The organism is Planococcus beigongshangi (assembly GCF_016820495.1).
GTDB classification, from domain to species: Bacteria; Bacillota; Bacilli; order Bacillales_A; family Planococcaceae; genus Planococcus; species Planococcus beigongshangi.
This window is the reverse complement of the sequence record NZ_JADHDU010000004.1, coordinates 81,822-105,927: the sequence shown is the minus strand read 5'-3', so window position 1 is coordinate 105,927 and position 24,106 is coordinate 81,822. Positions and strand designations below refer to the sequence as shown.

General features: G+C 47.5%; 18 protein-coding genes and 1 riboswitch. Of the genes, 6 read left to right on the top strand and 12 right to left on the bottom strand.

Going from position 1 to position 24,106, the window contains the following annotated elements; all coding sequences use genetic code 11:
* Window positions 1–54: 54 nt before the first annotated feature.
* Entirely contained in the window at window positions 55–1,464 is a 1,410-nt protein-coding gene (locus IQ294_RS10555; protein WP_203334010.1) for a hypothetical protein, read from the bottom strand.
* Between the two features lie 433 nt (window positions 1,465–1,897).
* Here IQ294_RS10555 and IQ294_RS10550 point away from each other — a divergent pair, with 433 nt between their 5' ends.
* The gene (locus IQ294_RS10550) at window positions 1,898–2,806 is read left to right on the top strand and encodes a proline dehydrogenase family protein (protein ID WP_203334009.1); all 909 of its coding nucleotides are present in this window, start codon (window positions 1,898–1,900) and stop codon (window positions 2,804–2,806) included.
* Between the two features lie 250 nt (window positions 2,807–3,056).
* Here IQ294_RS10550 and IQ294_RS10545 read toward each other — a convergent pair whose 3' ends face one another.
* Both IQ294_RS10545 and IQ294_RS10540 read right to left on the bottom strand, forming a co-directional pair.
* The gene (locus IQ294_RS10545; RefSeq protein ID WP_203334008.1) at window positions 3,057–3,998 is read right to left on the bottom strand and encodes a VOC family protein; all 942 of its coding nucleotides are present in this window, start codon (window positions 3,996–3,998) and stop codon (window positions 3,057–3,059) included.
* A gap of 102 nt (window positions 3,999–4,100) precedes the next feature.
* Entirely contained in the window at window positions 4,101–4,811 is a 711-nt protein-coding gene (locus tag IQ294_RS10540; RefSeq protein WP_203334007.1) for a hypothetical protein, read from the bottom strand.
* Window positions 4,812–4,998: 187 nt separating this feature from the next.
* On the opposite strand from IQ294_RS10540, the gene IQ294_RS10535 reads away from it, so the two are divergent.
* The gene (locus tag IQ294_RS10535; protein ID WP_238942775.1) at window positions 4,999–5,994 is read left to right on the top strand and encodes an alpha/beta hydrolase; all 996 of its coding nucleotides are present in this window, start codon (window positions 4,999–5,001) and stop codon (window positions 5,992–5,994) included.
* 44 nt (window positions 5,995–6,038) lie between these two features.
* Here the strand turns inward: IQ294_RS10535 and IQ294_RS10530 are convergent, their stop codons facing one another.
* From IQ294_RS10530 to IQ294_RS10520, 3 genes are all read right to left on the bottom strand, one after another.
* Window positions 6,039–7,373 carry a nucleobase:cation symporter-2 family protein gene (locus IQ294_RS10530; RefSeq protein WP_203334006.1) on the bottom strand — a complete coding sequence of 445 codons (1,335 nt, stop codon included), beginning with the start codon at window positions 7,371–7,373 and terminating at the stop codon, window positions 6,039–6,041.
* On the bottom strand, window positions 7,370–7,957 hold the full coding sequence (locus IQ294_RS10525) for a xanthine phosphoribosyltransferase (RefSeq protein WP_203334005.1): 588 nt from the start codon (window positions 7,955–7,957) through the stop codon (window positions 7,370–7,372). Before IQ294_RS10525 ends, IQ294_RS10530 begins: the two co-directional genes overlap by 4 nt.
* Before the next feature lie 146 nt (window positions 7,958–8,103).
* Window positions 8,104–8,205, bottom strand: a riboswitch (purine riboswitch).
* 153 nt (window positions 8,206–8,358) lie between these two features.
* Complete coding sequence (locus IQ294_RS10520; RefSeq protein WP_203334226.1) at window positions 8,359–12,741, bottom strand: S8 family peptidase; 4,383 nt, start codon at window positions 12,739–12,741, stop codon at window positions 8,359–8,361.
* 669 nt (window positions 12,742–13,410) lie between these two features.
* Between IQ294_RS10520 and IQ294_RS10515 the strand changes: the two genes are divergently transcribed.
* A complete protein-coding gene (locus tag IQ294_RS10515; protein ID WP_203334004.1) occupies window positions 13,411–14,667 on the top strand; it encodes an MFS transporter in 1,257 nt (418 codons plus the stop codon).
* Between the two features lie 46 nt (window positions 14,668–14,713).
* On the opposite strand, the gene IQ294_RS10510 is transcribed toward IQ294_RS10515, so the two are convergent.
* The 4 genes from IQ294_RS10510 to IQ294_RS10495 all read right to left on the bottom strand — a co-directional run bounded on the left by IQ294_RS10510 (window position 14,714) and on the right by IQ294_RS10495 (window position 17,416).
* Entirely contained in the window at window positions 14,714–15,328 is a 615-nt protein-coding gene (locus tag IQ294_RS10510; protein ID WP_203334003.1) for a PH domain-containing protein, read from the bottom strand.
* 51 nt (window positions 15,329–15,379) lie between these two features.
* Window positions 15,380–15,601 carry a hypothetical protein gene (locus tag IQ294_RS10505; protein WP_203334002.1) on the bottom strand — a complete coding sequence of 74 codons (222 nt, stop codon included), beginning with the start codon at window positions 15,599–15,601 and terminating at the stop codon, window positions 15,380–15,382.
* Window positions 15,602–15,769: 168 nt separating this feature from the next.
* Window positions 15,770–16,732 (bottom strand): hypothetical protein, encoded by a 963-nt coding sequence (locus IQ294_RS10500; protein ID WP_203334001.1) that lies wholly within the window; start codon window positions 16,730–16,732, stop codon window positions 15,770–15,772.
* Window positions 16,733–17,023: 291 nt separating this feature from the next.
* Complete coding sequence (locus tag IQ294_RS10495) at window positions 17,024–17,416, bottom strand: hotdog fold thioesterase (RefSeq protein ID WP_203334000.1); 393 nt, start codon at window positions 17,414–17,416, stop codon at window positions 17,024–17,026.
* Window positions 17,417–17,686: 270 nt separating this feature from the next.
* Here IQ294_RS10495 and IQ294_RS10490 point away from each other — a divergent pair, with 270 nt between their 5' ends.
* Together IQ294_RS10490 and katA are read left to right on the top strand one after the other, a co-directional pair.
* Window positions 17,687–18,790, top strand: a complete 1,104-nt coding sequence (locus IQ294_RS10490) for a C40 family peptidase (protein ID WP_203333999.1) — start codon at window positions 17,687–17,689, stop codon at window positions 18,788–18,790.
* Between the two features lie 182 nt (window positions 18,791–18,972).
* A complete protein-coding gene (gene katA / locus IQ294_RS10485) occupies window positions 18,973–20,436 on the top strand; it encodes a catalase KatA (protein WP_203333998.1) in 1,464 nt (487 codons plus the stop codon).
* 253 nt (window positions 20,437–20,689) lie between these two features.
* On the opposite strand, the gene IQ294_RS10480 is transcribed toward katA, so the two are convergent.
* Window positions 20,690–22,084, bottom strand: a complete 1,395-nt coding sequence (locus IQ294_RS10480) for a protoporphyrinogen oxidase (RefSeq protein WP_203333997.1) — start codon at window positions 22,082–22,084, stop codon at window positions 20,690–20,692.
* A 174-nt stretch (window positions 22,085–22,258) separates the two neighbouring features.
* On the opposite strand from IQ294_RS10480, the gene IQ294_RS10475 reads away from it, so the two are divergent.
* A complete protein-coding gene (locus IQ294_RS10475) occupies window positions 22,259–22,819 on the top strand; it encodes a nitroreductase family protein (RefSeq protein ID WP_203333996.1) in 561 nt (186 codons plus the stop codon).
* 366 nt (window positions 22,820–23,185) lie between these two features.
* Here the strand turns inward: IQ294_RS10475 and coaW are convergent, their stop codons facing one another.
* Window positions 23,186–23,989 carry a type II pantothenate kinase gene (gene coaW / locus IQ294_RS10470; RefSeq protein ID WP_203333995.1) on the bottom strand — a complete coding sequence of 268 codons (804 nt, stop codon included), beginning with the start codon at window positions 23,987–23,989 and terminating at the stop codon, window positions 23,186–23,188.
* Between the last annotated feature and the right edge of the window lie 117 nt (window positions 23,990–24,106).

Genomic DNA, 24,106 nt, shown 5'->3' with positions numbered 1-24,106 from the left:
GCCTACCAAACCCCGCAGCCCTTAGCCAATGAAAAACCACCCTGCTGCGGGTGGTTAAAATAAGAGACTCGCCTGGATGAAAACTTGTGTCATGAGATAAAAAGCGATGGCGTATTTCCAATTGAAACGGAAGCCATTTCGAATCCCTTTTAATCCGTTCATACTGCTCAGAATAATGACAGGCATAAGGAACGGCGACAGCATAATGGAAATGACACTGCCTGATGTCACGGCAAGAACGACCAATTCGGGTGAATAAGGCAGATTGGCCCCTTCTAAAATACCGGTTACGAGAACGATGACCGGCAACGGCCCCAAACCGATAAACCCGAGGAAAATGAGGAGAAACGGCAATAAAAACAGGATATTCAGGAACGGAACGACCTCAGTCAGCTCATTCATTGCCCCGATGACGTAATTTCCCGTTTCCGATTTATTCAGCGCGTAGATCATCAAACCCGCAGACATAAGAATACTGACTTGCTGAGCCTGCTTCGGAATCGAACCTGAAATATACTTCCTGCCATTAGCCAAGTAATTTTCCGTACGTTTTTTCAGCAGGAAGTAAACGAACGTCCAAACGAGGATCACCAACGGAATCGTCACCAGGAAATCGATACCCCATACTTCATGGATGATGAAAATTGTGCCGAACAATGAAATGAAAAGCAAGGCAAATTCCGCTACATCCCGGTTCCACTTCCCGATATTACGGGATTTCTTCATTGCCAAAGCAATTTCCGTCCGCAGTACCGCAGAAAAATCTTCCCCGCTCCTCCGTTCCTCCCGATAAGCGAAAAACGCAGCCAGCAAACTGCCGCCGACCGCTGCAGTAAATCCGTAAATTACCGATTTCCATAAGGTGGCCCCGAGCGCTTCAACCGCAAAGATGAAACTCGGGATGCTGATGACCCACAAAGTGGACAGCGCAAAACCGCGTAAAATAGCGGTTCCTTTGAACTGCTCCCATGCTGCGCTTTTATGCTCCTTCAGGAATGAATCGATGAAACTGTACATCATCGGCACCGCCCCGAATAACAGGAAATGCGAAATAATCTGCGTCATTCCCGTCAATCCCACATAGAACTTCCGGCTTTCATTGAGAAATTTATGGCCAAAACTCATGATTTCATCAATATAGGGTTCTTCACTGAGCACCCAGCTGATCATCGGCACGACCAGCAACAGCGAAATCAGGCTCCGCATCTGCAAAAAGCCATCAGCCAGGCTGCCGATCAGCGGATCGCCTGACATCACAAGGATCGTTACCGCAATGGACGACAGGAAAATCGGCAACTGCAATTTGCTGCCCCGCAGCTGGAGCAGCCCGAATACAAGCGTCAGCAATCCCAGTACGGAAAGAACTTCGATCAGCACGCTATTATAATAGAAGTAAGTGAAAAAATGCAGAATGGCGTAAAGCGATACCGAAACAATAAAACCTTTTGCTGCGATATCTTTCATAGAACCTCTTCCCTTCGAGTTAAAGTGCTGAGTTGTTAACTATTCTACACCTTTCAGACTAAGCTGAAACTGTCTCCGACTAAAAAAAGACATTAAAATAATTTATTTAAAGAGAATAGTTTTAAATTTTGTTAAGTTAATGATATGCTGACTTCAAACAATCATATATAATAAATTGGGGATACAGGCGCAAAGCGTGTTTCTTCCAGGTTTCCCTTGGCTTACACGAGGGAAGCTGATTCTTTTTTTGACCAATCTACCAGTTTTACAGGATAAAGAGAAACTTCATTCAGCAGGGATTCTGCATCCCGCCGAATGTTAGTTGATCCAATCGGGTTTTTATGGTCAGCTGGCCTTCCGCTTGAAGAAGCTTGAGTCTACTGGCCGTAATACGGGATATATAGAATCGTTTGATAGTATAGGAGGAAACAGAGTGGGTGTAACAAGGGACTTTTTTATTGCTTTATCCAAAAACCAATTGTTGAACACAGGTGCAAAAAAATGGGGTTTAAAACTGGGGGCCGGAAAAGTGGTAGCCGGCACTGATATTGATAGCATGATGAAATCGGTTAAAGAATTAAACAGTATGGGAATCAGCGCAACAATCGACAACCTGGGAGAATTCGTCTACAGCAGAGAAGAAGCGACTGCCGCCAAAGAGAATATCCTGCACACAATAGAAGCTATTCAGGCAAACGGCGTAAATGCCCATATGTCGATCAAGCTTACACAGATCGGCCTTGATGTGGATTATGAGTTCTGCCTCCAAAACATGCGTGAAATCGCACAGGCAGCTGCAAATTACGACATCTTCATCAACCTGGATATGGAGGATTACGCACATCTGCAGCAAACGCTCGATCTATTGCTTGAACTGCGGAAAGATTACCCGAATATCGGGACAGTGATCCAGGCTTACCTGTATCGTTCAGAAAAAGATCTTGACCGTCTTCAGGATGTCCGTCTGCGCCTTGTAAAAGGGGCTTATAAAGAAATTCCGGATGTATCCCTTCAAAGCAAACAGGACATCGATGATAATTACTTGAAATTGATCAAACTTCGCCTTCAGGGGAAAGCGTTTACTTCCATCGCGACGCACGATCACCACATCATCAATGATGTGAAGAAGTTCGTGGAAGAAAACGATATTCCGCGCGACCGCTTCGAATTCCAGATGCTTTACGGTTTCCGGACGGAAATGCAGAAAGAGCTGGCGGACGAAGGATATGCATTTACAACTTACGTGCCTTTCGGTGAAGACTGGTACGGCTATTATATGAGAAGACTTGCCGAGCGCCCGCAGAATATCAATCTTGCCCTGCGCAGCATGGTATCAAAATAAAGCGAATAAAAGAAGGAGCCGCGGATAGAATCCGGGGCTCCTTTCTGGTTAGTTGAGAAAAATTTCTGCTTCAATCATTCCGTTGCAGTCGGACGCTTTCCGCAGGGAGCTGCCTGAGCCTCCTCGCTCGCTTCGCTCACTGCGGGGTCTCAGGACTAGCTCTATATCCTGCAGGAGTCGCCGACTGCCACTTCATTCTGATCGACGAAGTTAGCGAAGCTGCTTTGCGCAATATTGATTTTGATTTTTATCACTTATCCAAATCCCTTACCTGCACCCTCGGCAATTCCTGCGTCAGCCTTTTGCGGACGGATTCATATTGCGGTGGAAGCTTCAGCTCCTGCCCCAGTGAGTCGAGCGGCTCATCAATGGTGAAACCCGGCGGATCGGTGGCGATTTCAAAGAGAATTTCCCCGTACTCGCGGAAATAGATCGAATTGAAATAATTACGGTCCTGGACAGGCGTCACGCCGAGTCGCCAGTTTTCAATCTTTTCTTTCCATGCCAGCTGATCGGCATCGTCTTCAGCGCGCCAGGCAATATGATGCACCGTTCCGACCCCCATCTGCCCGATGCCTTGCCGCTCCGTCATCACTTCTACAATATTGCCGATAGCAGCCGGCGACTGATAACGGGCAACATTGCCTTCCTGGCCCATTTTTTCTAACCCCATCACCGATTCGAGCAATTCGCCGGTCTTTTCGGCATTGGCCGAAAAAAGAAGCGCTCCCGCAAACCCTTTGATGGCGGTTTCTGCAGTGATGTCGCCGAATTCCCAAGAGCTGTTTTTACCCGGCGTCCTCTCAACCAATTCCAAAAGCAACCCGTGCGGATCTTCGAAGCCGATGTACTTTTCGTTGAACCTTTCGCTTTCGGTGAATGGGACGCCGAATTTATTGAGCCGTTCTTTCCAGAATTCCAGACTGTTGTCTGGAATCGCAAAAGCTGTGACCCCTACCTGTCCATCACCAATTTTTCCGCGGTACGCATTGCCCCACGGGAAAAAGGTCATAATCGTGCCGGGCTCCCCTTCTTCATTTCCAAAATAGAGATGATACGTTCCCGGATCATCAAAATTCACCGTTTTCTTCGCTAAGCGCAGGCCTAAAACGCCCGCATAGAAATCGACGTTCTCCTGCGCATTGCCGACGATGGCTGTAATATGATGGATTCCACTAATTCGTTTACTCACTTTTATCCGCTCCTTCAGCTGGCACTTTTGATACCTTCCATTTTAACAGGTTGATGCCGCGAATCCCAGAAGCCGGTCCGCCAATAAACCCGCAGTTGCTATTCAGCTTCTGTCTTCCTGCTCCGCTTTCTCCTGCTCCAATACCCGGTCCAGCTCTTCCAGTTCTTCATTTCTGGATTTTTCGATTTCAGCTTTTTTCTCCTTCTCTTCTTTTTTAGTATCCGCGTTCTCTTCCGCTTCCTCTTTTTGGCGTTCTTTCAGTTCTTCTATTTTCTCCATTTCTTCCTGGTATTCTTCTTCCACTTCTGACGTTCCGGGAATGAAAGGTTCGTCATTATAATCAGTCCTTCTGCCATAGCGCAGCATTTCATAGATGATCAGCCCGTTATTCGGTTTGCCATTCGCCGTTTTCATCGGAACGATATCAAAGAGCACATAATAGAAAGCGTAAAAAATGAATCGATCCCAGAACGTCACATATTCCTGGATCAAATCATTCGCCAGCATAGCGTTTATAATCAGTGCTACGACCAGATTCACTAAGATGGGGCCCGCATACAGCATGACATATGCAAATTTCCCTTCCCTTTTCAAAGAATCATACGAAAACCAGCTGTACAGGTGATAATATTTCCGAATATCGAACATCCCGATTTTTACGATCCTCGGGCCGGATCCCAACGTCAGCCTGGGATTTTTCACCCCAAGCACCAAACTGACCAGGACATATCCGCTCTCCCTCAGGAAAATGACAATCGGAAGAATGATGAAGGCCGAGATGATTAAAGAGATTAAGTCTGCTAAACCGAACATAGGAAGTCCCCCCGATTTCAATCTTTAACTAAACCATACCCAATTCTGCCTCCATTTGATTGTATAATCCCGTGAAATACGAATATTACAGGATTTGGGCAGATAGACTCTTTCTTTATGACAATCATTACAGCTAGGATGATGTTACTAACCTGGAATTACCATAAATGACGTCAGGATGTGCTTTATGAATAAATCCAATAGATTTTTGCGGAATAAGATATGGATTTACCCGATCCTCATCGGTTTATTGGTGATGGCCGTTATTTCAACAATCGAATTACTGACATCTGCAGATGCCGAGGCATCGCGGGAGCCAGGCAGTTCGGCTGTATTTGCGCCTCCACCTCATATAGATGAAATAAGAGCCGAGGTAGTGGTGATTGCCGATATCGTCTATGAAGAAAGTTCCGGTGCCCTCCTTGATATTTACATGCCGGCTGAATTGGATGATTCCGTGCCGGTCATCCTATGGATCCACGGGGGCGGTTTTGTCGGAGGCTCAAAAGACAGCCGCCGAGATTATGCGATGACGCTTGCCCATGACGGGTATGTCGTCGCCAATATGGATTACGGCCTGGCGCCAGAACAGCTGTATCCGGGTCCGGTCGTCCAGGCAAATGCCGCATTGAATTATTTAACGGAGCACGCGTCAGAATTCGGAGGCGATATGGACCGCGTCTTTATCGGCGGCGACTCTGCCGGAGCCCATATAGCAAGCCAACTCAGCGCTGTTTTATCCAACGGGGGACTGGCTGAGGACATGGGCATCCAGCCCGCAATCGAATCCGATAAATTACGCGGCGCTCTGCTGTTCTGCGGATTGTATAATATGGAAACAGTGGCAGCAACCGGATTTCCGAATATCGAATACTTTTTAAACACCTATACGGGTACAGTTGACTTCGAAAAATTTGCGCGCATCCAGGAATTATCGATTGTCCAGCAGGTCATGCCGGATTTCCCCGACAGTTTTATCGCTGTCGGAGATGGAGATCCACTGGCTTCCCAGTCAGTGGAACTTGCCGGCGCAATCAGGGCACAGGGTGCGGCGGTGGAAACAATGTTCTTTGAAGGGACCGGCAAAAACCTTCAACATGAATTCCAATATGCGCTCGACACACTGGATGCCCAGGAAACACTGCGCAGAACCTTGAATTTCCTTTCTATAAAAAGCAGATAAAAAGACTCCAAACCAGCGTAATATCGCTGGTTTGGAGTCTTTTTTCAGTTATGGCCCAATGCATTTTCAGCTGCTTGAGCTTTGTTTGCTTTGGCAGTTACAGTTTTCGGTTTACGCAATGCCGGCAGCATATTGAAGACGATGTTCAGCGCAATCGCTGTCACACTGCCCGCCACAATACCGTTGCTCGTCAGGATCTGGAAACTCGGCGGCACCATCGCGAAAATCTCAGGCACCACTGTAACACCAAGGCCGATTCCGACCGAGCAGGCAACGATCATCGAGTTTTCCGTGGATTCCCCCATCACCTTGCCAAGCATTTTAATCCCTTGCGAAATGACCATGCCGAACATCGCGAGCATCGCTCCGCCCAGCACGGCTGTCGGAATGATGGTCGTCATGGCAGCGATTTTTGGCACAAAGCCGAGCGTGATGAGCATCATTGCAGCGATGAAGATGATTCTCCGGTATTTGACGCCGGACATCTGTATCAAGCCGACGTTCTGCGAAAACGCCGTATATGGAAATGCGTTGAAAATACCGCCGAGCAGAATGGCCAGGCCTTCCGCGCGGTAGCCTTTCGCCAAATCTTTTTGCTCCAATTTCTTTTTTGTAATATCGCTGAGTGCGAAATAGACGCCTGTCGATTCAACGAGTGATACCATGGCCACCAAACACATTGTCAGTATGGCTGATACTTCAAAAGTCGGCATGCCGAAATAGAACGGTTTGACCATATGGAGGTAAGAGGCTTCCGCAATCGGCGCAAAGTTTACGAGACCCATGAATCCTGCCACTACTGTTCCGGTGACAAGTCCAAGAAGAATCGAAATCGCGCGGATAAAGCCCGTCGTAAATTTATAAAGCAAAATGATGAAAAGCAGTGTTCCGAACGCCAATGAAATATTGGTGATGGAACCGAAATCTGCAGCTCCCTGGCCACCGCCCATATTATTGATCGCTACGGGAATTAACGTAATTCCGATGATTGTAACTACAGAACCTGTGACGATCGGCGGGAAGAACCGAACGAGACTGCCGAACACTGTGCTGATCAGGACGACGAAGATACCGGAAACGATGATTGCTCCGTAAATGGCTGAAATACCGAATTCTCCTCCAATTGCAATCATTGGACCCACTGCTGTAAAGGTACATCCGAGAACGACCGGCAGTCCGATTCCGAAAAAGCGGTTGCTGACGATCTGCAGGAGTGTTGCGATACCGCATAATAAAATATCGATGGATACCAGATAAGTCAATTGTTCCGAAGTGAGGCCGAGAGCTCCTCCAACGATCAACGGGACCAAAACAGCTCCAGCGTACATCGCCAGGACATGCTGCAGGCCTAAAGCCGAATCTCCAAGAAATTTTTTCATCGGATAAATTCCTCCTCAAAGAATTCTGCTTTGCCATTTTCCATCGTTCTGATATTTGCGAGCGTTTCTACACGGATGCCGCGGTCGCGAATTTCCTTGCCGCCTGGCTGGAAGCCTTTTTCAATGACGATGCCGACACCGGCGAGCGATGCTCCAGCTTGCTCGATGATATCCAATAACCCCAATACCGCCTGGCCGTTCGCCAGAAAATCATCCAGGATCAGCACCACATCATCTTTATTCAAAAAATCTTTAGAAACAGAAATATCGCTAGTGACATTTTTGGTAAATGAATGGACGCTTGCCGTATATAAATTGTCGGTCAATGTGAGTGACTGGCTTTTGCGTGCAAAAACCGGCTTGATGCCCATCTTCAGCCCCGTCATCATGGCAGGTGCAATCCCTGACGATTCGATCGTCAGTATTTTCGTGATGCCATTGCCTGCAAATCGTGATGCAAATTCTTCCCCGATGGCTTCCATCAGCACCGGATCGATCTGGTGGTTGAGGAATGAATCCACTTTCAGTACCGACTCCGATAAGACTCTTCCTTCAGTTAAAATTTTCTCCTGTAATTGCTTCATGTCGCTTGGTCCCCTTTCGTCACGGCCAAGGGCATAAAAAATAGCCCGCAGAACCGTGCATCCATTCATAACCATGAGCGGAGCAATGTCCTTCGAGCTTAAGTTCGAAAGGAAACGCAAAGAAATATGCACAATAAGGCATAATCCATCGTTTCGTTGCTTCTCATAGTCGGTTTATTTACGGTAAACCGGTAGAAACTCGCGAGCCATATCCCCGCTATTATATGAGTGAATATTATTTTAGAATGGTCCAATTATAGCATGTGCTTTTTATCTTTCAAGCGTTATGAAATTAAAAAAATATTTCGAATTCTAAGGCGTGTACAGACTCTGGTGCCCTGGATCCTGATAAACCAAAGAGATGCCCGGGAGAAACAGCCTCTCCCGGGCATCCGCTTTCCTTACTCTACATTAATGTAAAGTTTTCCTTCTGCAGCTTTGCGTGCTTCATTGCCAAAATTGTCTTTGGCTTTGACTTCAAGCACCGCACCGTTCGCAACTGTGCCATAAGGAACAGTCCAATAGCCTACATAATGGCCATCTGTCTGTTCGATCATCGGCAATTCTGTCGCATTGACCGGCAGGTTCGTCAACGGCATATGGACCATGAATGTCGCTTTCAATCCAGGTTCTGCGTTGAACTCGATTTTAACGCTTCTGCCTGTCGTCAGATGAACATCTTCAGCTGGCGTCAGGTTTTCGATTGTCGGAGCCGTATATTTCGCTGTCAATGTAACGGTTTCAGAAGCTTCGTTACCTGCGGAATCGGTGGCCACAACCGTAATCACGTTCGCACCTTCATCGAGCAAGATGCGTTTCGAATACTTGCCGTCTGCTACTGTCGCTTGCTGCCCGTTTACTGTAACGGATTCAAGATTTGCATCTTCAACCGTTCCCTGTACTGTCACCGTTTCGCGATTCGTTTTGTCCCCATCAGCCGGATTGCTGATCGTGAGCGCTGGTGCCAGTGTATCCAATATAATGGTAACAGCTTCAGATGCACCAGTTTCCCGGCCATCCAAAATGGATACAGCAACCAATTCGTTCGTTCCTTCTTCCAGTTCTGCCGGAATAGAGAACGTGCCGCTTGCGTCAACTTCAACCGATCCCGCTTCTTCACCGTTGTTCTGAAGCTCGATTGTTGAAGTCGGTGAAGCTGTTCCTTCCACCGTCACTGTTGCTTCGTTCGTCACCGATCCCGTTTCAGGAGACACGATCACCGGCGCCTGAACTTCATAGCTGACACGTGCACGGATCATATAATTCCCTTCCGCTGCAGGTGTCGGAGCCCATGCACCGCCGACTTGCTGATAACTTCTCGCAGCATTTTCGCCATTTTCATCTGTTGCAAGACCAGGCGTATTCGGATTTGCAAACGTCTGTCTGTAAACCATATAGAAATCGCCTTGAACTGCAATACTGTGCTCAGACAGATCTACCACGGTCCATTCCCCGTTACGGAGAGCTTCCGCTTCGATCGGTCCTGCGAGCATTTTGCCCGGAGTTCCGTCAGCGCCTGTCGCATCCCAAACTTCAACTGAGAATGCCGTGCCGCCTGGTACTGGCCATTCCGTATCCCAGAAACGGAATACGCCGTCAGTGACAATCCCGGATTCATTGCCATCCGGAAGAGACATTTTCACTGCCCACGCATTGCCTGCATCATTATAAGCGCGTGCGTTTTCAGCAGTTCCATCGTCATAGCCGATTTCTCCGCCCGGATACGTGTAGAATGGCTCAAGTGCGAAATTCAGTTCTGCAGCACCATCGCGGATGTCGACTGCAGCTTCTGCGCCGTGATAGCCGCTTGCCACCACTTTCACTGTATATTCACCTTCATAAGCAGTCAGTTCATAACTGCCGTCTGCCGCTGTTTGGACTGGAGTGATATTAGCATCTTCGACCAACATCACTGTTGCGCCTTCGATCCCTTCTCCTGTCGCTTCATCTGTAATCGTTCCGCTTACCGTATTCTGTGTCACTTCTTCCAAAGTGAAATTCGCACGTGTCGTAGCGTCAGCTTCGATTGTTACAGCCTGCTCTTCAGACTGGAACCCGTATGCTTCCGCTTTGACTGTGAAGTCCCCTGGAGAATGTGACAGTGAATAGCTGCCATCTGCCGGGTTCGAATAAACAGAACGCCCGGATTCAAGCACACTCACTCTTGCACCCAGTGGCAATAGAGTCGGATTAATCGGTGTCTCGACTGCCGGCAATTCTTCTTTTACCGGAACTGTCGGGTGAATTTTCGTTGGATCGACTGGATCTTTCAGCGAGTCCGCACCTTTATCCTTCACCAGGCCAAGTCCGATTCCATTCGATTTGCCGTTGTTGCCGTTGTTGCCGTTTTTATTGCCTTTGCCTTTGCCTTTGCCTTTGCCTTTGCCTTTGTCTTTGTCTTTGTCTTTATCTTTATCTTTATCTTTGTCTTTCCCTTTTCCTTTATTGACTGAAGCTTTGCCGGTTTGGGAAATATCAGCTAAAGCAACATCGTCAATATACCAGCCGTCTCTGACAACACTGCCGTCAGAATAAGCATTGAATCCAAGGTAGACGCGCTGGCCGCTGTAAGCAGTCAGATCGATTTCCTCTGAAGCCCAGTCTCCTGTTTCTCCCTGGAACATTTGCAATTGCTCCCATTGCTCCCGATCCGTCGAGATGAAGACATGACCGTAATCCCATGCTGTGCCTGAAGAAGATTCTTCAAAGCTGTGCCAGTGCTTGAACTGGAGATATGAATTTCCTTCCGGAAGATCAACCGGAGGCATCACCAATGTTGCGTTCATGCCCGAGTCGTACGTGCCAGCGAGATTTGTCGCGTATACATTTTCACCTGAAGCTGCATTGCCCGGCCCTGATGCCGGTGCACCCAGTTCCCAGCTGTTATTATCGCCGAATGAAGTCCAGCCTGCTGCTGCACTTTCAAAATCTTCGAAGTAACCGATCGTAATGGCCGGCTTTACTTCTATTGTATAGTCTTCAGACTCCACTTCATTATTTCCAAAGTCATTGATGATCCAGTTATAAGTGAACGACTGTCCGCCAATCGCTTCACCTGGAACAATCGCTGCAAATTCCCCGGATTTGAAATCACCGGATTTGCGTGCAGCATCGATCGACTGCGGGTTCCCATTTTCATCTTCGTAATTCAATACCACAGAGGAAACGCTGATATTGTCTGTTACTGAGATTGTCAGTTCCAAATCCATTCCTGCATACGTTTCAGCAGGTGCAGCATGTTCGAAAACCGGAGCTTCATTGTCTTCTCCCTGTTTCGTCACTTGCCCTTCAAGTTTGCCGATGCCATCCAGAATAGAGGAAACTGCTGCATACGCATCGACCAGACCGTAACCGTAAGCATGGTTCGGAGATTCCGGATAATTTGCATCCGTTAACGGAGTTGCTGTATCGAGCAGGATCTGCTCCATTTCATCAACCGTCAAGTCTGCATTGACCTGACGCAGCATCGCCGCTACAGCAGAAACTGCCGGACCGGCCATTGATGTACCATTCCAGCCGCCTTCATATCCGCTGCCTGGTACAGCCGAACGGATATTGACACCCGGAGCTGAAATATCCGGTTTGATCTCGCCGTATGGCGATGGGCCTCTTAATGAGAAGCTGCCGACTACGTCGTTGATATCAGTTGCACCTGTCGCAAATGATTCCGGATAGTTTGACGGAGACGCTACCGATCCCGGTCCGCCCGGGTTCGTCATTGTCGTATTCCCTGCCGAGAATTCCGGGAAAATTTCTGCAGCGCGCCAGTTGATGACGACATCGCGATACCATTCGTCAAGCCCTGGTCCACCGCCCCATGAATTGTTGACGACATCGGGTGCCAAATCGACACGCGTGTTGCCTTCCGAATCGGTAGGCGCAAGGATCCATTCAGCCGCTTCCAATAAATCGGCATCTGATCCACCTGAAGCAGTAAATGCCTTAACGCCGATCCATTTCGCTCCCGGTGCCACCCCAACCTGGTTGGAGCCATCGGGTTCGCCGCCGACCATTGTACCGGTGACATGTGTGCCGTGGCCTTGATCGTCATATGGAGTCGTCTGTCCTGCAGTTGCGTCAAACCAGTTGAAGTCATGATCCGCTTCACCTGTCGCCGCATTATAACCGCGATATTTTTCTTTTAACGCCGGGTGATCCCACTGGACTCCGGTATCGATGCTTGCCACAACCGTGCCGGATCCATCAATTCCCATATCCCATGTTTCAGGGGCATTGATGCGGTCAACGTTCCATTCCACGTTGGCGACATCCGATTCAGGAGTGACTGCATTTTTATTTTTCGTTGTAAAAAGCTGGCGTGTTTCGTTGGCCAGGACTTTTTCAACTTCATCGAAAGTCGCAATTTTTTCAGCAATTTCCTTTGTTGCGGTTACCGCCATCCCATTTACGATGAAATAGGAGTCGAATTCTTCGACCTTGCCGGCTTCAACTTGCTGTTCCAAAAACTGCGTTACATTTTGCTGTTCTTCCATCGATGTCGACTTTAACTCGGATACAACCGCAGAACGCTGAGTAATCAAAGATTTTTGAGACGATAAACCTGCTTTTTTCGCACTGTCCTTCGCAGATTCCGCTACTTTTTTGGTATCAGCCTTTTCTTTGAATTTGACCAGGAATGTCACTTTCTCCTCGTCTTTAAAGCTGGTCAGTAAGCGGTCACTGATTTTCTCCGGAGCTGTAACCGACGTATCTTTTGCCGATCGATGCAGCTTATTGGCAGTTTCTGCACTCGCCAAGCCTGGAGCAACCAGTGAGAAAGTCATAAGAAGCGAAGCGGCGACACTAAATGCTTTCTTGGAACTTTTCTTATTCAATGCTTTTCCTCCCTTTTGGATAATACCAATTTTTTCCTTTGATTTACTTCACAAAAAAACACCACTCCCCCTTACCTGAAAATTTCAGAAACCAGCGTCTTGGTGTAAATTCATATTTCTCTGAGTTGTTGTAGTTACTATACAATAAAAAAACAGTAAATTATTTGAAGATTTTGAATTAATAAGAACGAACTATATAATATAATTAGGTAATATTACATATATTTTTTTGTTAATAAATACAAATATTACTTGGTATTGCAAGCTTCACGGTCAAATTAAATTTAATTCAGTCATATGTAAAATTATTCTATTTGATTACAAATACATTAAAACGAATAGATATACCTATGCCATAACTGGAATCACTTTTACCTTTAATAACTTTCGCAAATAATTGTCATTTCGGATATTTGGTGGGAGGAAGAATCACCCGTTTCCATTGCTATATTATTTCTATGCTTTTTTCCCAATGGGTAGTCCGGATAATTTATCTCCCGAAACTTCGCGCACCTTTTGAACCAGGACCACCTTTTCAAATAATAGGAATTGATTTAACTTTTCGAAACTTGTATATTTAGAGAGGCGAAATAACATCTTCAGAAAAGAGTGGATTAAATGAAATCCTGGCTCCTGGAATGGAAAACGAATATCCTTTCCTTCAACCGAAACATCAAACTATTCATGCTCGCCAATGTCCTGATCCAAATTGGGATGGGCGTTTTCATGGTGATGTATAATCTCTATATAAAAGAACTCGGCATGCCGGAAACAGTCAATGGCAAAGTCATTTCCATGACAGCCACAGCTTCCGCCATCGCATTGATCCCCGCCGGCTTCCTGAGCGACAAGCTGGGGCGCAAATGGATCATTATCGCAGGCGCTTTGCTCGGCGCAGTCACTTTGTATTACCGGAGCTTCGCAGTGCTGGAATCTCCGCTTGTCACCGCCGCTTTTTTCACGGGACTTTTTATGGCGTTCGTCCAGGTTTCCGGAGTCCCGCTGCTGGCTGAAAATTCCAAGCCATCCGAACGCGTTCATATGTTCAGTATCTACTTTGCCTTGATGACCGTTGCCAACGTCATCGGAAGCCTGCTCGGCGGCGTTGTATCGGATGTCTTCCAGATCTTTCTCTCGATGGAAGCTGTGGACGCCATCCGCTGGTCGCTTGTATTCGGGGCTATACTTTTCACTGCAGGCATCATCCCTTTGTTTAGATTGGGCAATAAGCCACCGCCGCCATCAGAGAAAGTGGAGACCCGGATCGAGATTGAACCGGATGAACCCGGATTAAAACGCAATTTGATCGTCATCTTCCATTTCTCGTTCGCCAGCCTGCTGATCGGACTCGGTTCGGGTCTTGTGGTGCCTTACTTGAACCTGTATTTCGCAAACCGGTTTGATGCGTCCAATACGTATATCGGTTTGGTGCTGTCCCTGGGATCCGCGATGACAGCGGTCGCTATGCTGATCGGCCCGATGCTCGTACGGCGGATCGGCAAAGTGAAAGCGCTCATCGTTTTCCAGGTACTGTCCATTCCGTTCCTGATTTTAACCGCCTATACGACTTCCCTACTGCTCGCGTCTCTAGGGTTTCTGCTCCGTCAGGCATTGATGAATGCCGGGAATCCGATTCAAAGCGCCATCGCCATGGAAGTGGTCCATGATAAATACAAAGGGCTTGCCAATTCCGTGAATCAGATGGTCTTCAATGTCGGCTGGGCGACCATGGGCCCGGTTGCAGCCGCCCTCGTCATTGCGTTCGGTTCCTATTGGGGCTATGCGTATGCGTTCACGATTACAGCCGCGCTCTACATCGTCTCTTCTGCGTATTATTATTTCATCTTCGGGAGAAGGAAGTTGAGTGAGGAATAACGAAGAGCGAAAAAGCACCGGACCCACGGGGGTCCGGTGCTTTTTCTTAATTGTTGATGTATTTTTCGAAGACGTCTCCGAAATCTTTTATATGATACTGGTTTCTGACAGAAGTGAGCCATGTGAAGCCAAAATCCGTCAGTTTCGAATACTGGTCATCAAGTACAACGTTCGCAGGACGGGAATTTTGCAGAATCATTGCCGCTTTATCGAGGCTTTGATTTGCCATATCGGTCACAATGCCGTTTTCATAAGTGATTTCCGCAATGCGCACCAGCGATTTGTACAGGTCTTTCAATTGTTCGATCTGGTTTTTCTGGACATCGATCTTGAATTGCTCGACTCCCAGTTTGAAAGTGATTTCCACATCAAGATCGATTTTCCCCGCAGTTTCAAGGAATACATCCGTCATTGCAAACTTCGAATAAGGATAGCGTTTCAACGTTCTTTTCGACGACATCGCGCTTTCCCCGTCTACATGGATCAACGCCAGATTCGTGAAGCAATATTCGTCTGCGCGTGTTTTGATGAGGAAATAGATTTTTTCCTGATCTTCATGCATGACATAATCGTCGGAATCCGTCTTATCAAAATCTTTCGGATCGATGATTTTACCGACATCCGATAATCCTAAAGCATCTGAAGCCATTTTCTTGAACATGTATTTTCCTCTTTTCTGTGTGAATTATGATGTATTCCATTTTGATGAATACTAACTCCCGAAGTAATTGCGCAGGTAGTCCACTGTCTCTTCCCGGCAGCTGTCGGTTAACGGCGATCTCCCGGCATGCAGCAGATCTCCGTAAAGCATATCTCCCAGAAACCGGACTTCTTCAGTGAAAGCCGCGTCTTGCTCTGCATCGTAAACTTCCAGCTTTACATAAACGGAAGTTCCCTGTTCAGTAAAATCAATGATCATGACCCGGTTGTCCATATATGCCTCCCCCGAAAACTTCAAACCACTTTTTCATTCTAAGGAAATTCTAGCATTTCCGCATTTTCTTTGCTGAATTTTTCCTCGTTTTTTTAATTTTCCAGGCAAAATAAATAACCAGCAAAGAAAATCAGATTGATTTCTTCACTGGCCATCCTGCTGCGAACTTCAATATCCGGCGCCTTCTCCAATAAGCAGCTCCGGGAAGTCTTTTTCAATATGCTCTATGAGACCGTATTCCTCCAAAATTTCAAGCAGATCGTCTTCGTCCGCTTTATAAATATCCGGCAGTCCATACTGCTCGGACCGTTTAAATTTCAAAATGTATTTACGGCGTCCATTTTTTGTGATGACATAAACATCCATGACTTCGTAATGTTTAATCGTCCGGAATTCCTGATGCTCGATCAAAGTGGCTCCGTCCATTTTGTCCAGATGGGTATAGATGAAAGCTTCCGACCTTTTTTCTTCTGCCGATATAAAGCTCATTTTTGCATGGTGCCTGTTGATGAAGCGCTCAGACAAGCGCTGATGGAAGGTGATCGTTTCCCATTCCACCTTATTTCGGTATTTCTCGATGAACAGCTCGGACAAAACCTGATGGCGTGTAACGGCAATCCAGTCCACGCGGTCCGGATGGCGGTCGATCAGGGACATCGGTAAATGCTGGCAAGCAGATAGCGAGGGCCAGGACAATTCTTCCCGGTATTTTTCGATAAATGCCGGTGACAGGCCCCTCGAATTCAGCAGTTCATTTTTACGGGAGACGATTTCCCAGTACTGCCTGACATTGAAAGGGGTCGCTACATTATCCCATGTCTTTTTCTGCCTTTTGCTCAATAATTCCGGTGTTTGAGCCCATTTCCCCGGATCTGAGAATTCGGCGATGAAAGCTTCAGAAACCTTTTGGGTGCGGATTACTTCATCCCAGTACAGGCGCCCGCTGAATTCACGGATGAACGCTTCGGACAGCTCCTGATGCCCAGACACCAAGTACCAATTCACCAGCATTTCGTTGTCACGCAGGAAATTTTCAGACAGCTGCTCTGTTTCACTTACGGTATTCCACGAAACCGAGCGTTTATCTTTAATCGCCCTCGCTTCCATTAATTCGGCTAACGTATCAAACATTTGAGTCACTCTCTTTTCAAATAGTCTCCCCATAATTCCGCTAATGCGGCCGGGCCGGTCTCTTACCTCAGTATCATCAATTTTATATTATATTAAAAAAATGCGCTTCTAGCTGATGTTACATCTCTTATTCCCTAATGAAAAGGGATAAAACAGAAATGCGTTGTTTTTATCACTTAATTGATGTTCATTTTTCGGATTCAACTGCCCAAAAACACCCTTAAGAAAAAATCCGCTGATATTTCCAGCGGATTTTCTGATTTCTTCTATTAGATGCAGATTTGCACCATATTATTTTTTCTTTACAATGGCCACGGTGCATCTTGATACGCAAATGAGCCGTTCTTCTTCGTCCATGATTTTAATATCCCAGACCATTGTCGTGCGGCCTCTATGCAACGGTGTGCCGATTGCCGTAACAATGCCGTCCCGCTTCCCGCGGATGTGATTGGCGTTAATTTCGAGTCCGACCGCAATTTCATTTTCCTGATCGATAAAATGCCACGTCCCGACACTTGCCACAGTTTCAGCAAGGACGACTGAAGCACCTCCGTGAAGCTGCCCGAACGGCTGATGTGTCGCTGCATGGACCGGCATCGTCGCCGTCACGCGCTCTTCTGAAATCTCACCCATTTCAATCCCCAAAACTCCCGCAATCGTTTCCTCTACAGGTTTCATCTGCATCGCTGTTCCCCCTTTGTCGTTCTCTATCCCATCATGGCAAAAGTTACTACTTTTGGCAATAAACACTCTCTTTCCGGTTTGTTGTAATCAGGAAATTTTCCTTTCCCAGCCTCAAAGCCTTTTAAACCCTGTTTTCATTTCTGTAATCAAAATGTAACAATAAATCATATTGCCTATTCTTTTCGTTGTATATAGAATAGAGAGTACTAAAATTGATGCGTATACTGTATTAGCCAACTACAAATTTCACTATTCCAAGGGAGAGAAAACATGAATAAAATTGCCTTTTCAGTTATTGCTTCCGGATCTTTAGCCCTTTTAATCGGAGTTGCAGATACAGAAGCCAGTTCCACTTATACGATCAAATCGGGTGACAGCCTTTGGAAAATCGCCTCACAGCATAACGTGACGGTAGCTGACCTGAAGCACTGGAATAACCTTACATCAGATGCCATCCATCCGAATCAGGTCATCAAGGTGGCAGCGGCCACAGTAGCCCCTGTTCCTGTTTCCACACCATCACCAGCTGCAACGGTGCAGCCGGCAGGCAATACGGTTGGGACATATACAGTTAAATCCGGCGATACATTATCAAAAATTGCTTCCATACATAAAACCACCGTAAGCAAATTGCAGGAACTGAATAAAATTTCCGGCCATTTGATCTATGCGGGACAAAAGATTAAAGTGACTGCGGCGGCTGTAAATCCGGCCCCTGTCACTGCTGCACCACAAGCGCCTTCGACGGCCCCCGCCCCTGTTTCAACTCCGGCTCCAGCAGCCGGCACAGGCAGAACCCATAAAGTTGTAAGCGGTGATACACTGACGGCCATCGCTTACCGCAACGGCATTTCTGTAACTCAATTGATGAACTGGAACGGCCTGACGTCAAGCATGATCCGCATCGGGCAGGTGCTGAAGATTGAAAATACGGCAACGGCGCCTTCTGTCACTACGCCGGTATCAAATCCTGTTCCACCTGCTGCCGCACCTGCAGCAGCAGATACAGCCGGAAAAATAACGGAAATTGCAAAATCGCTGATCGGAACTCCTTATGTTTGGGGCGGTTCGACTGCCGGCGGATTTGATTGCAGCGGTTTTATCTTCCATGTATACAACCAGGCAGGCATTAAAATTCCACGCACCAGCACGACCGGATACGATGCACGTTCATATGATGTGAATTCACCGGCAATCGGCGACCTCGTATTCTTTGAAAACACGTATCGTGCAGGAATCTCCCATGTGGGTATTTACATCGGCAACAATCAATTCATCCACGCGGGCGGCGATCAAGTCCAAGTCACGAATTTGAATAATAGTTATTGGAGCAAACATTTCTCCGGATTCAAACGCCTTTACGCGATGAACTGAATTCTTTGACGCCCACCTCTTTTCCTGTACTCAGGAAAAGAGGTTTTTATATGTGAGCATATTTAGTAGTTCAATCTTTCTTTATTTATAATGATTATCATTAAGGTTTGATTTTAATTTATAAAATGGTATGATTGTAAGGTAGTGTTTTACAGAAAAAATGAGAATGAGGTGTTCGATCGATGAGTACAGAGAAAAGAACGTTAACTACCAGCTGGGGAGCCCCAGTAGGCGACAACCAGAACTCACAGACAGCCGGGCAACGCGGTCCGGTATTGCTTCAGGATGTTCATCTTCTTGAAAAATTGGCACACTTTAACCGGGAACGTGTTCCTGAACGTGTCGTTCACGCTAAAGGCGCTGGCGCACACGGTTATTTTGAAGTAACACAGGATGTCACTAAATATACAAAAGCGGCTTTCCTTTCTGAAGTCGGCAAAAAGACGGACATGTTTGCCCGCTTCTCGACAGTGGCAGGGGAAAACGGTTCTGCTGATACAGTTCGCGACCCACGCGGATTCGCTTTGAAATTCTATACAGAAGAAGGAAACTACGATCTAGTCGGAAACAACACGCCGATCTTCTTTATCCAGGATGCGATCAAATTCCCTGACTTCATCCATACACAAAAACGCGATCCAAAAACGCATTTGAAAAACCCTAACGCAGTGTGGGACTTCTGGTCATTATCACCTGAATCCTTGCACCAGGTGACTTACTTGATGGGCGACCGCGGGATCCCTGCAACACTTCGCCACATGCACGGTTTTGGAAGCCACACATTCAAATGGACGAACGCTGAAGGCGTTTCCCATTGGGTGAAATACCACTTCCTGACTGAACAGGGCATCAAGAACATCACACAGGAAGTAGCTGACAAGATTGCCGGCGAAAACCCTGACTTCCATACAGAAGACCTGTTCAACGCAATCGAAGAAGGCGACTTCCCGGCATGGAAAATGTATGTGCAGATCATGCCTTTGGAAGATGCGAACACATACCGCTTCGACCCATTCGATGTAACAAAAACATGGTCACACAAAGATTACCCGTTGATCGAAGTTGGCCGCATGGTGCTTGACCGCAACCCTGAGAACTATTTTGCTGAAGTTGAGCAGGCAACATTCTCACCTGGTACACTCGTTCCTGGTATCGACGTATCCCCGGACAAAATGCTTCAGGGCCGTTTGTTCGCATACCATGATGCACACCGCTACCGCGTAGGCGCGAACCACCAGATGCTGCCGATCAACGCAGCGAAAAACCAGGTGAACAACTACCAGCGTGATGGCCAAATGAACTTTGGTAAAAACGGCGGCGGTTCAGTTTACTACGAGCCGAACAGCTTTGGCGGCCCGACTGAAACAGCAGCCGCTAAACCGGCACCGCTTGAAGTGACAGGCGTGACTGATTCAGTGCCATACTTCAAAGAAGATTATTACACGCAGCCAGGCGACCTTTACCGTCTGCAAAGCGCTGAAGAGCAAGAGCGCCTTGTAAACACATTCGTCGGCGGCTTGAGCGCTGTAACTCATGAGCATATCAAACTTCGCATGATCGAGCATTTGTATAAAGCAGATGCAGAATTCGGTTCGCGCGTGGCAGCAGGATTGAATCTTCCTGTGCCGGGTTTGGCAGAAGTATAATAAATTACTGAGAATTTCAGCTTGAGATTCTCAATTAGCAGCCGGTCCTCCTGTATGTGGGCCGGCTATTTTTATGGGGATTTTTGTAAGTTGGGCATATTTGATGTAAAGTTGGGCATAAACTAGTGAAAGTTGGGCATATATCTATTGAAGTTGGGCATATATCTATTGAAGTTGGGCATATCCGAATCGGAGTTGGGCATAAACCGAAAAAGAGGATGCAGGCTCACCGCCCGCATCCTCTTTCCAATTTTTATTCGTGTTCAATTTCTGCGACCAGCGCTGCTGCCAGATCCTTGCCCTTCTGGATGCACGCGCCGATGCCGACACCGTGATAGGACGCGCCTGCCAGGCGGACAGCAGGCATCTGCTCAGCCAGTTTCCGCTCGAGGCCTTCAACCGCCGACTTGTGATTCATATTGTAATTCGGCATATTGCCGTTCCAGCCGGTGACTTCCACCGTCGCCGGCTCCGCCGCAAGCTTCAGGCTCTTGCGGATATCCTCCAGCGCCACGGCCACCAGCTGCTGTTCCGTCATCCCTTTTAACTCATCGAAGCCGGGATTCGAACTCTTATAGAATAAACGCACCAGCAGCTTTCCATCAAAGGAGGTATGCGTCCATTTGCGGCTCGTCCATGTGCAGGCGTTGCACCGGAGATCCGTATTCTTGGAGACGATGAATCCGGTGCCGTCTTCCGGCAATTCCGAATCTGCGACATCGAAGCCCAGATAGATGCTGATGAGAGAGGAATTATGCAATTGGTTAAAATCCGGTTCGAGCTCATCCAGATTCAATAATTGCTGTGCCAGATGATGGGGAGCCGTCAGGATGACACAATCCGCTTCCATGGTCCGGCCATCCGCCAGAATGATGGCCGCTTTCTCTCCGGTTTTCTCAAGAGATGAAACTGCTGCGCCTTTTAAGATGGCCGCATCGGTCAGCGTCTCTTCCAGCCGGTCAATCAAAACGCCCATCCCCTTATCGAATGACAGGAATTTTTTATTGGCTGCTCCCTGGAATTTCGCCCGATTCGCTTCCAGCCCTTTGATGATGCTGCCGTATTCATTCTTATAATCGACCAGATATGGCAATGTCGAGGCCAGCGTCAGGTCATGCAAGTTACCGGAATAGACGCCCGATAATACAGGGGCAATCTGTTTTTCCACCAATTCCTTGCCCAAAAAGCTTTCAAGAAATGCCCCGACTGAACTGTCGCGGGTGAAATGCTCATTCTTCGTGCCGAAGTCCTTCAGTGCTTCCCGTTTGCCTTCTTCAGAAATCAGCGTCGAGCTGAACAGCGCTTCCTCGCTCATCGGAATGCCGAAGACCGTATCTTTTGGAATCGCATGCAAGCCGCTGTCCGTATATAAATAGGAAATGCCCGTGCCGTTATAGACGACGCGGTCTTCAAGGCCCAGCTCCTCCACAAGCGGCCAGACGCTTGCGTGTCTCGCAACGATCGAATCTGCGCCAGTCTCCATGATGAATTCCCCGTCCGTCACCGTACGGATCTTGCCGCCCAGTTCCTGCTCCTTCTCGATCAGCGTCAATTCCAGCCCCAACCCTTGCTGCCTATTCAGCTGCTGTAAATAATGCATGGCGGAAAGGCCTGTGATGCCGCCGCCGATAACTGCCACTTTCTTCATGCCAACCACACTCCTTACTGTTGATTCCATTTTAACAATAAAACCGGCAGCCTGCAGTCAGGGATATTTGTATTCTAAGTGAACGAATAACAGGCAGTTTCATTTGTTAGAAGCCATTCCTTAAACGTGATAGTATGGTAATAAAGTAATACGAGAATGAAGGAGAGTTCATAAATGCCAAACCCTATAGACAAAACGATCATGGAAAGACGTTCCATCACTAATTTCAAGCTTGACCCGGTCGACATCGATGAAATCATCGAGCTTCTCGATATCGCCAAATGGGCTCCGAATCATAAAGTCAACGAACCTTGGCGCTTCCTGCTGTTTGCAGAAGCCGGCAAAGAAAAGTTCGTGGATGCATTTCTTGGCGCCGCTTCAAAAGTAAACGGGGCGCCTTCACCCGCTGCACTCAATAAAGCCGAGTATTTCCGTGACATTCCGCTTCACCTTGTTGTCGTTATTTCTGAAGACCCGCGCCAAAAACAGCGCGATGAAGATATGGGCGCAGTCGCTTCCCTGCTCCAGAACTTCCAGCTGGCAGCGTGGGAACGTGGAATCGGCATGATCTGGCGTTCCAATGACTGGATTTATAAGCCGGAATTCCGCAATGCGCTAGGCGTTCAGCCAGGTGAGAAAATTGTCGCCACGATGATGATCGGCTATCCGCAGACGGTCCCGCAAAAACGTGAGCGGACGCCTATCCGTGAAAAATTGACGATCATTACAGAATAGCCAGCTTGTAGGAGGACTCTAATTGCCAGGGTCCTTTTTGTTTTTTTGAAAAAGGCTTCGCGGACGCGAAGCCTTCCTTTAAGGGATTGGAGTTTTTCGCGCAGCGAAAAACATCCGCTGTTGAACTTGCACTTTGAGTGAGGGCAAGTTATGGGGAATCACGCATTGCATTTGTGTTTTAAATTGCAGATTATTGGCACTTCGCACATATTTTTCTCTCACCGCACACAAATCCTTCTCACCGCACATAAATCTTCGTGTGCGCACACAAACTCCGTTTACCGCACATAAAAGTCAGGAAAACCGAAAATCCGCTTCCCAAGTCAGGCACATCAAAAAAGACGGCGCAGAATCTGCACCATCTTCCTATTTCAAGACCGACATCGCCCCAACTGCACCGGAATATTCCCCGTTTTCGAGGAACAGCGGTACGGCGCCGCGCAATACGGTATAGCTTTCCACCACTTCTTTCAGCAATTGGTTCTGGAAGAACGAAGAGCCGATATAGATGATGGTGGAACTTCTGCAACTTTTTGCCGCCTGCACGCTGATGGTGCTGACGGTTTCCCCGACGAGGCCGATTACAGCAGCGAGCAGTTCTTCTTTTGACAGCTGGTCCGCAATCTCGAAGATTTTATTGCCAAAATTGCTGGCTGTCAGTTCGCCCGAGATCGGCGGCGTCTTGCCTTCGTAGATATGCTTCACTTTCAGGTCGATCCGGTCCCGCGAACCGCGCCGCGCCAAGGTGACCATTTCCTCGTAATCCATGACACCTGTGAGAAGACGGCTTAGGCCGACCAGCGTGCCGCCGCCGATTCCGGTGCCGCCAACGCGTTCCTGCCTGTTATTTTCAATGCAGTGAATCGAAGTGCCGGTGCCGACATTCGTCAGCAGATAGGAATCATCCTGCCGGTCCATCCGTTTCAGCAGAAATTGAACGCCTAAATGAGTCGCTTCAAATTCCACCATCTCTTTGGCTCCCTTTTTCAATAAGGAAAGCAGAACGGCTGACTTTCCTCCGGTGATACAGATTTCCGCATCGCTCAAGCCATTTACCCAGGCAGCCACCTGCCCTATTTCAGCAATCGGGTATTTCATGAAATTGAGTGACCCGTTTTCGGTATACGCCACTTTGATCAGCGTACCCCCGGCATCTATTCCGACAATCATACTTGCACCTGCTCTTTCCCGCATTCCATCTATTAAATGTAAAATGAGTTTTCAGTCATATGATGAAATTCTACCACAATAATGAAATTCTGGGGAATGGGTTGTTTCGTTTTACCG

Bases quoted from the DNA above. Each gene is read 5' to 3' on its own strand.
- IQ294_RS10555 (WP_203334010.1), bottom strand. From the start codon at position 1,464: ATGAAAGATATCGCAGCAAAAGGTTTTATTGTTTCGGTATCGCTTTAC.
- IQ294_RS10540 (WP_203334007.1), bottom strand. From the start codon at position 4,811: ATGTTCGGTTTAGCAGACTTAATCTCTTTAATCATCTCGGCCTTCATC.
- IQ294_RS10535 (WP_238942775.1), top strand. From the start codon at position 4,999: ATGAATAAATCCAATAGATTTTTGCGGAATAAGATATGGATTTACCCG.
- IQ294_RS10530 (WP_203334006.1), bottom strand. From the start codon at position 7,373: ATGAAAAAATTTCTTGGAGATTCGGCTTTAGGCCTGCAGCATGTCCTG.
- IQ294_RS10525 (WP_203334005.1), bottom strand. From the start codon at position 7,957: ATGAAGCAATTACAGGAGAAAATTTTAACTGAAGGAAGAGTCTTATCG.
- IQ294_RS10520 (WP_203334226.1), bottom strand. From the start codon at position 12,741: ATGACTTTCTCACTGGTTGCTCCAGGCTTGGCGAGTGCAGAAACTGCC.
- IQ294_RS10515 (WP_203334004.1), top strand. From the start codon at position 13,411: ATGAAATCCTGGCTCCTGGAATGGAAAACGAATATCCTTTCCTTCAAC.
- IQ294_RS10510 (WP_203334003.1), bottom strand. From the start codon at position 15,328: ATGTTCAAGAAAATGGCTTCAGATGCTTTAGGATTATCGGATGTCGGT.
- IQ294_RS10505 (WP_203334002.1), bottom strand. From the start codon at position 15,601: ATGGACAACCGGGTCATGATCATTGATTTTACTGAACAGGGAACTTCC.
- IQ294_RS10500 (WP_203334001.1), bottom strand. From the start codon at position 16,732: ATGTTTGATACGTTAGCCGAATTAATGGAAGCGAGGGCGATTAAAGAT.
- IQ294_RS10495 (WP_203334000.1), bottom strand. From the start codon at position 17,416: ATGCAGATGAAACCTGTAGAGGAAACGATTGCGGGAGTTTTGGGGATT.
- IQ294_RS10490 (WP_203333999.1), top strand. From the start codon at position 17,687: ATGAATAAAATTGCCTTTTCAGTTATTGCTTCCGGATCTTTAGCCCTT.
- katA (WP_203333998.1), top strand. From the start codon at position 18,973: ATGAGTACAGAGAAAAGAACGTTAACTACCAGCTGGGGAGCCCCAGTA.
- IQ294_RS10480 (WP_203333997.1), bottom strand. From the start codon at position 22,084: ATGAAGAAAGTGGCAGTTATCGGCGGCGGCATCACAGGCCTTTCCGCC.
- IQ294_RS10475 (WP_203333996.1), top strand. From the start codon at position 22,259: ATGCCAAACCCTATAGACAAAACGATCATGGAAAGACGTTCCATCACT.
- coaW (WP_203333995.1), bottom strand. From the start codon at position 23,989: ATGATTGTCGGAATAGATGCCGGGGGTACGCTGATCAAAGTGGCGTAT.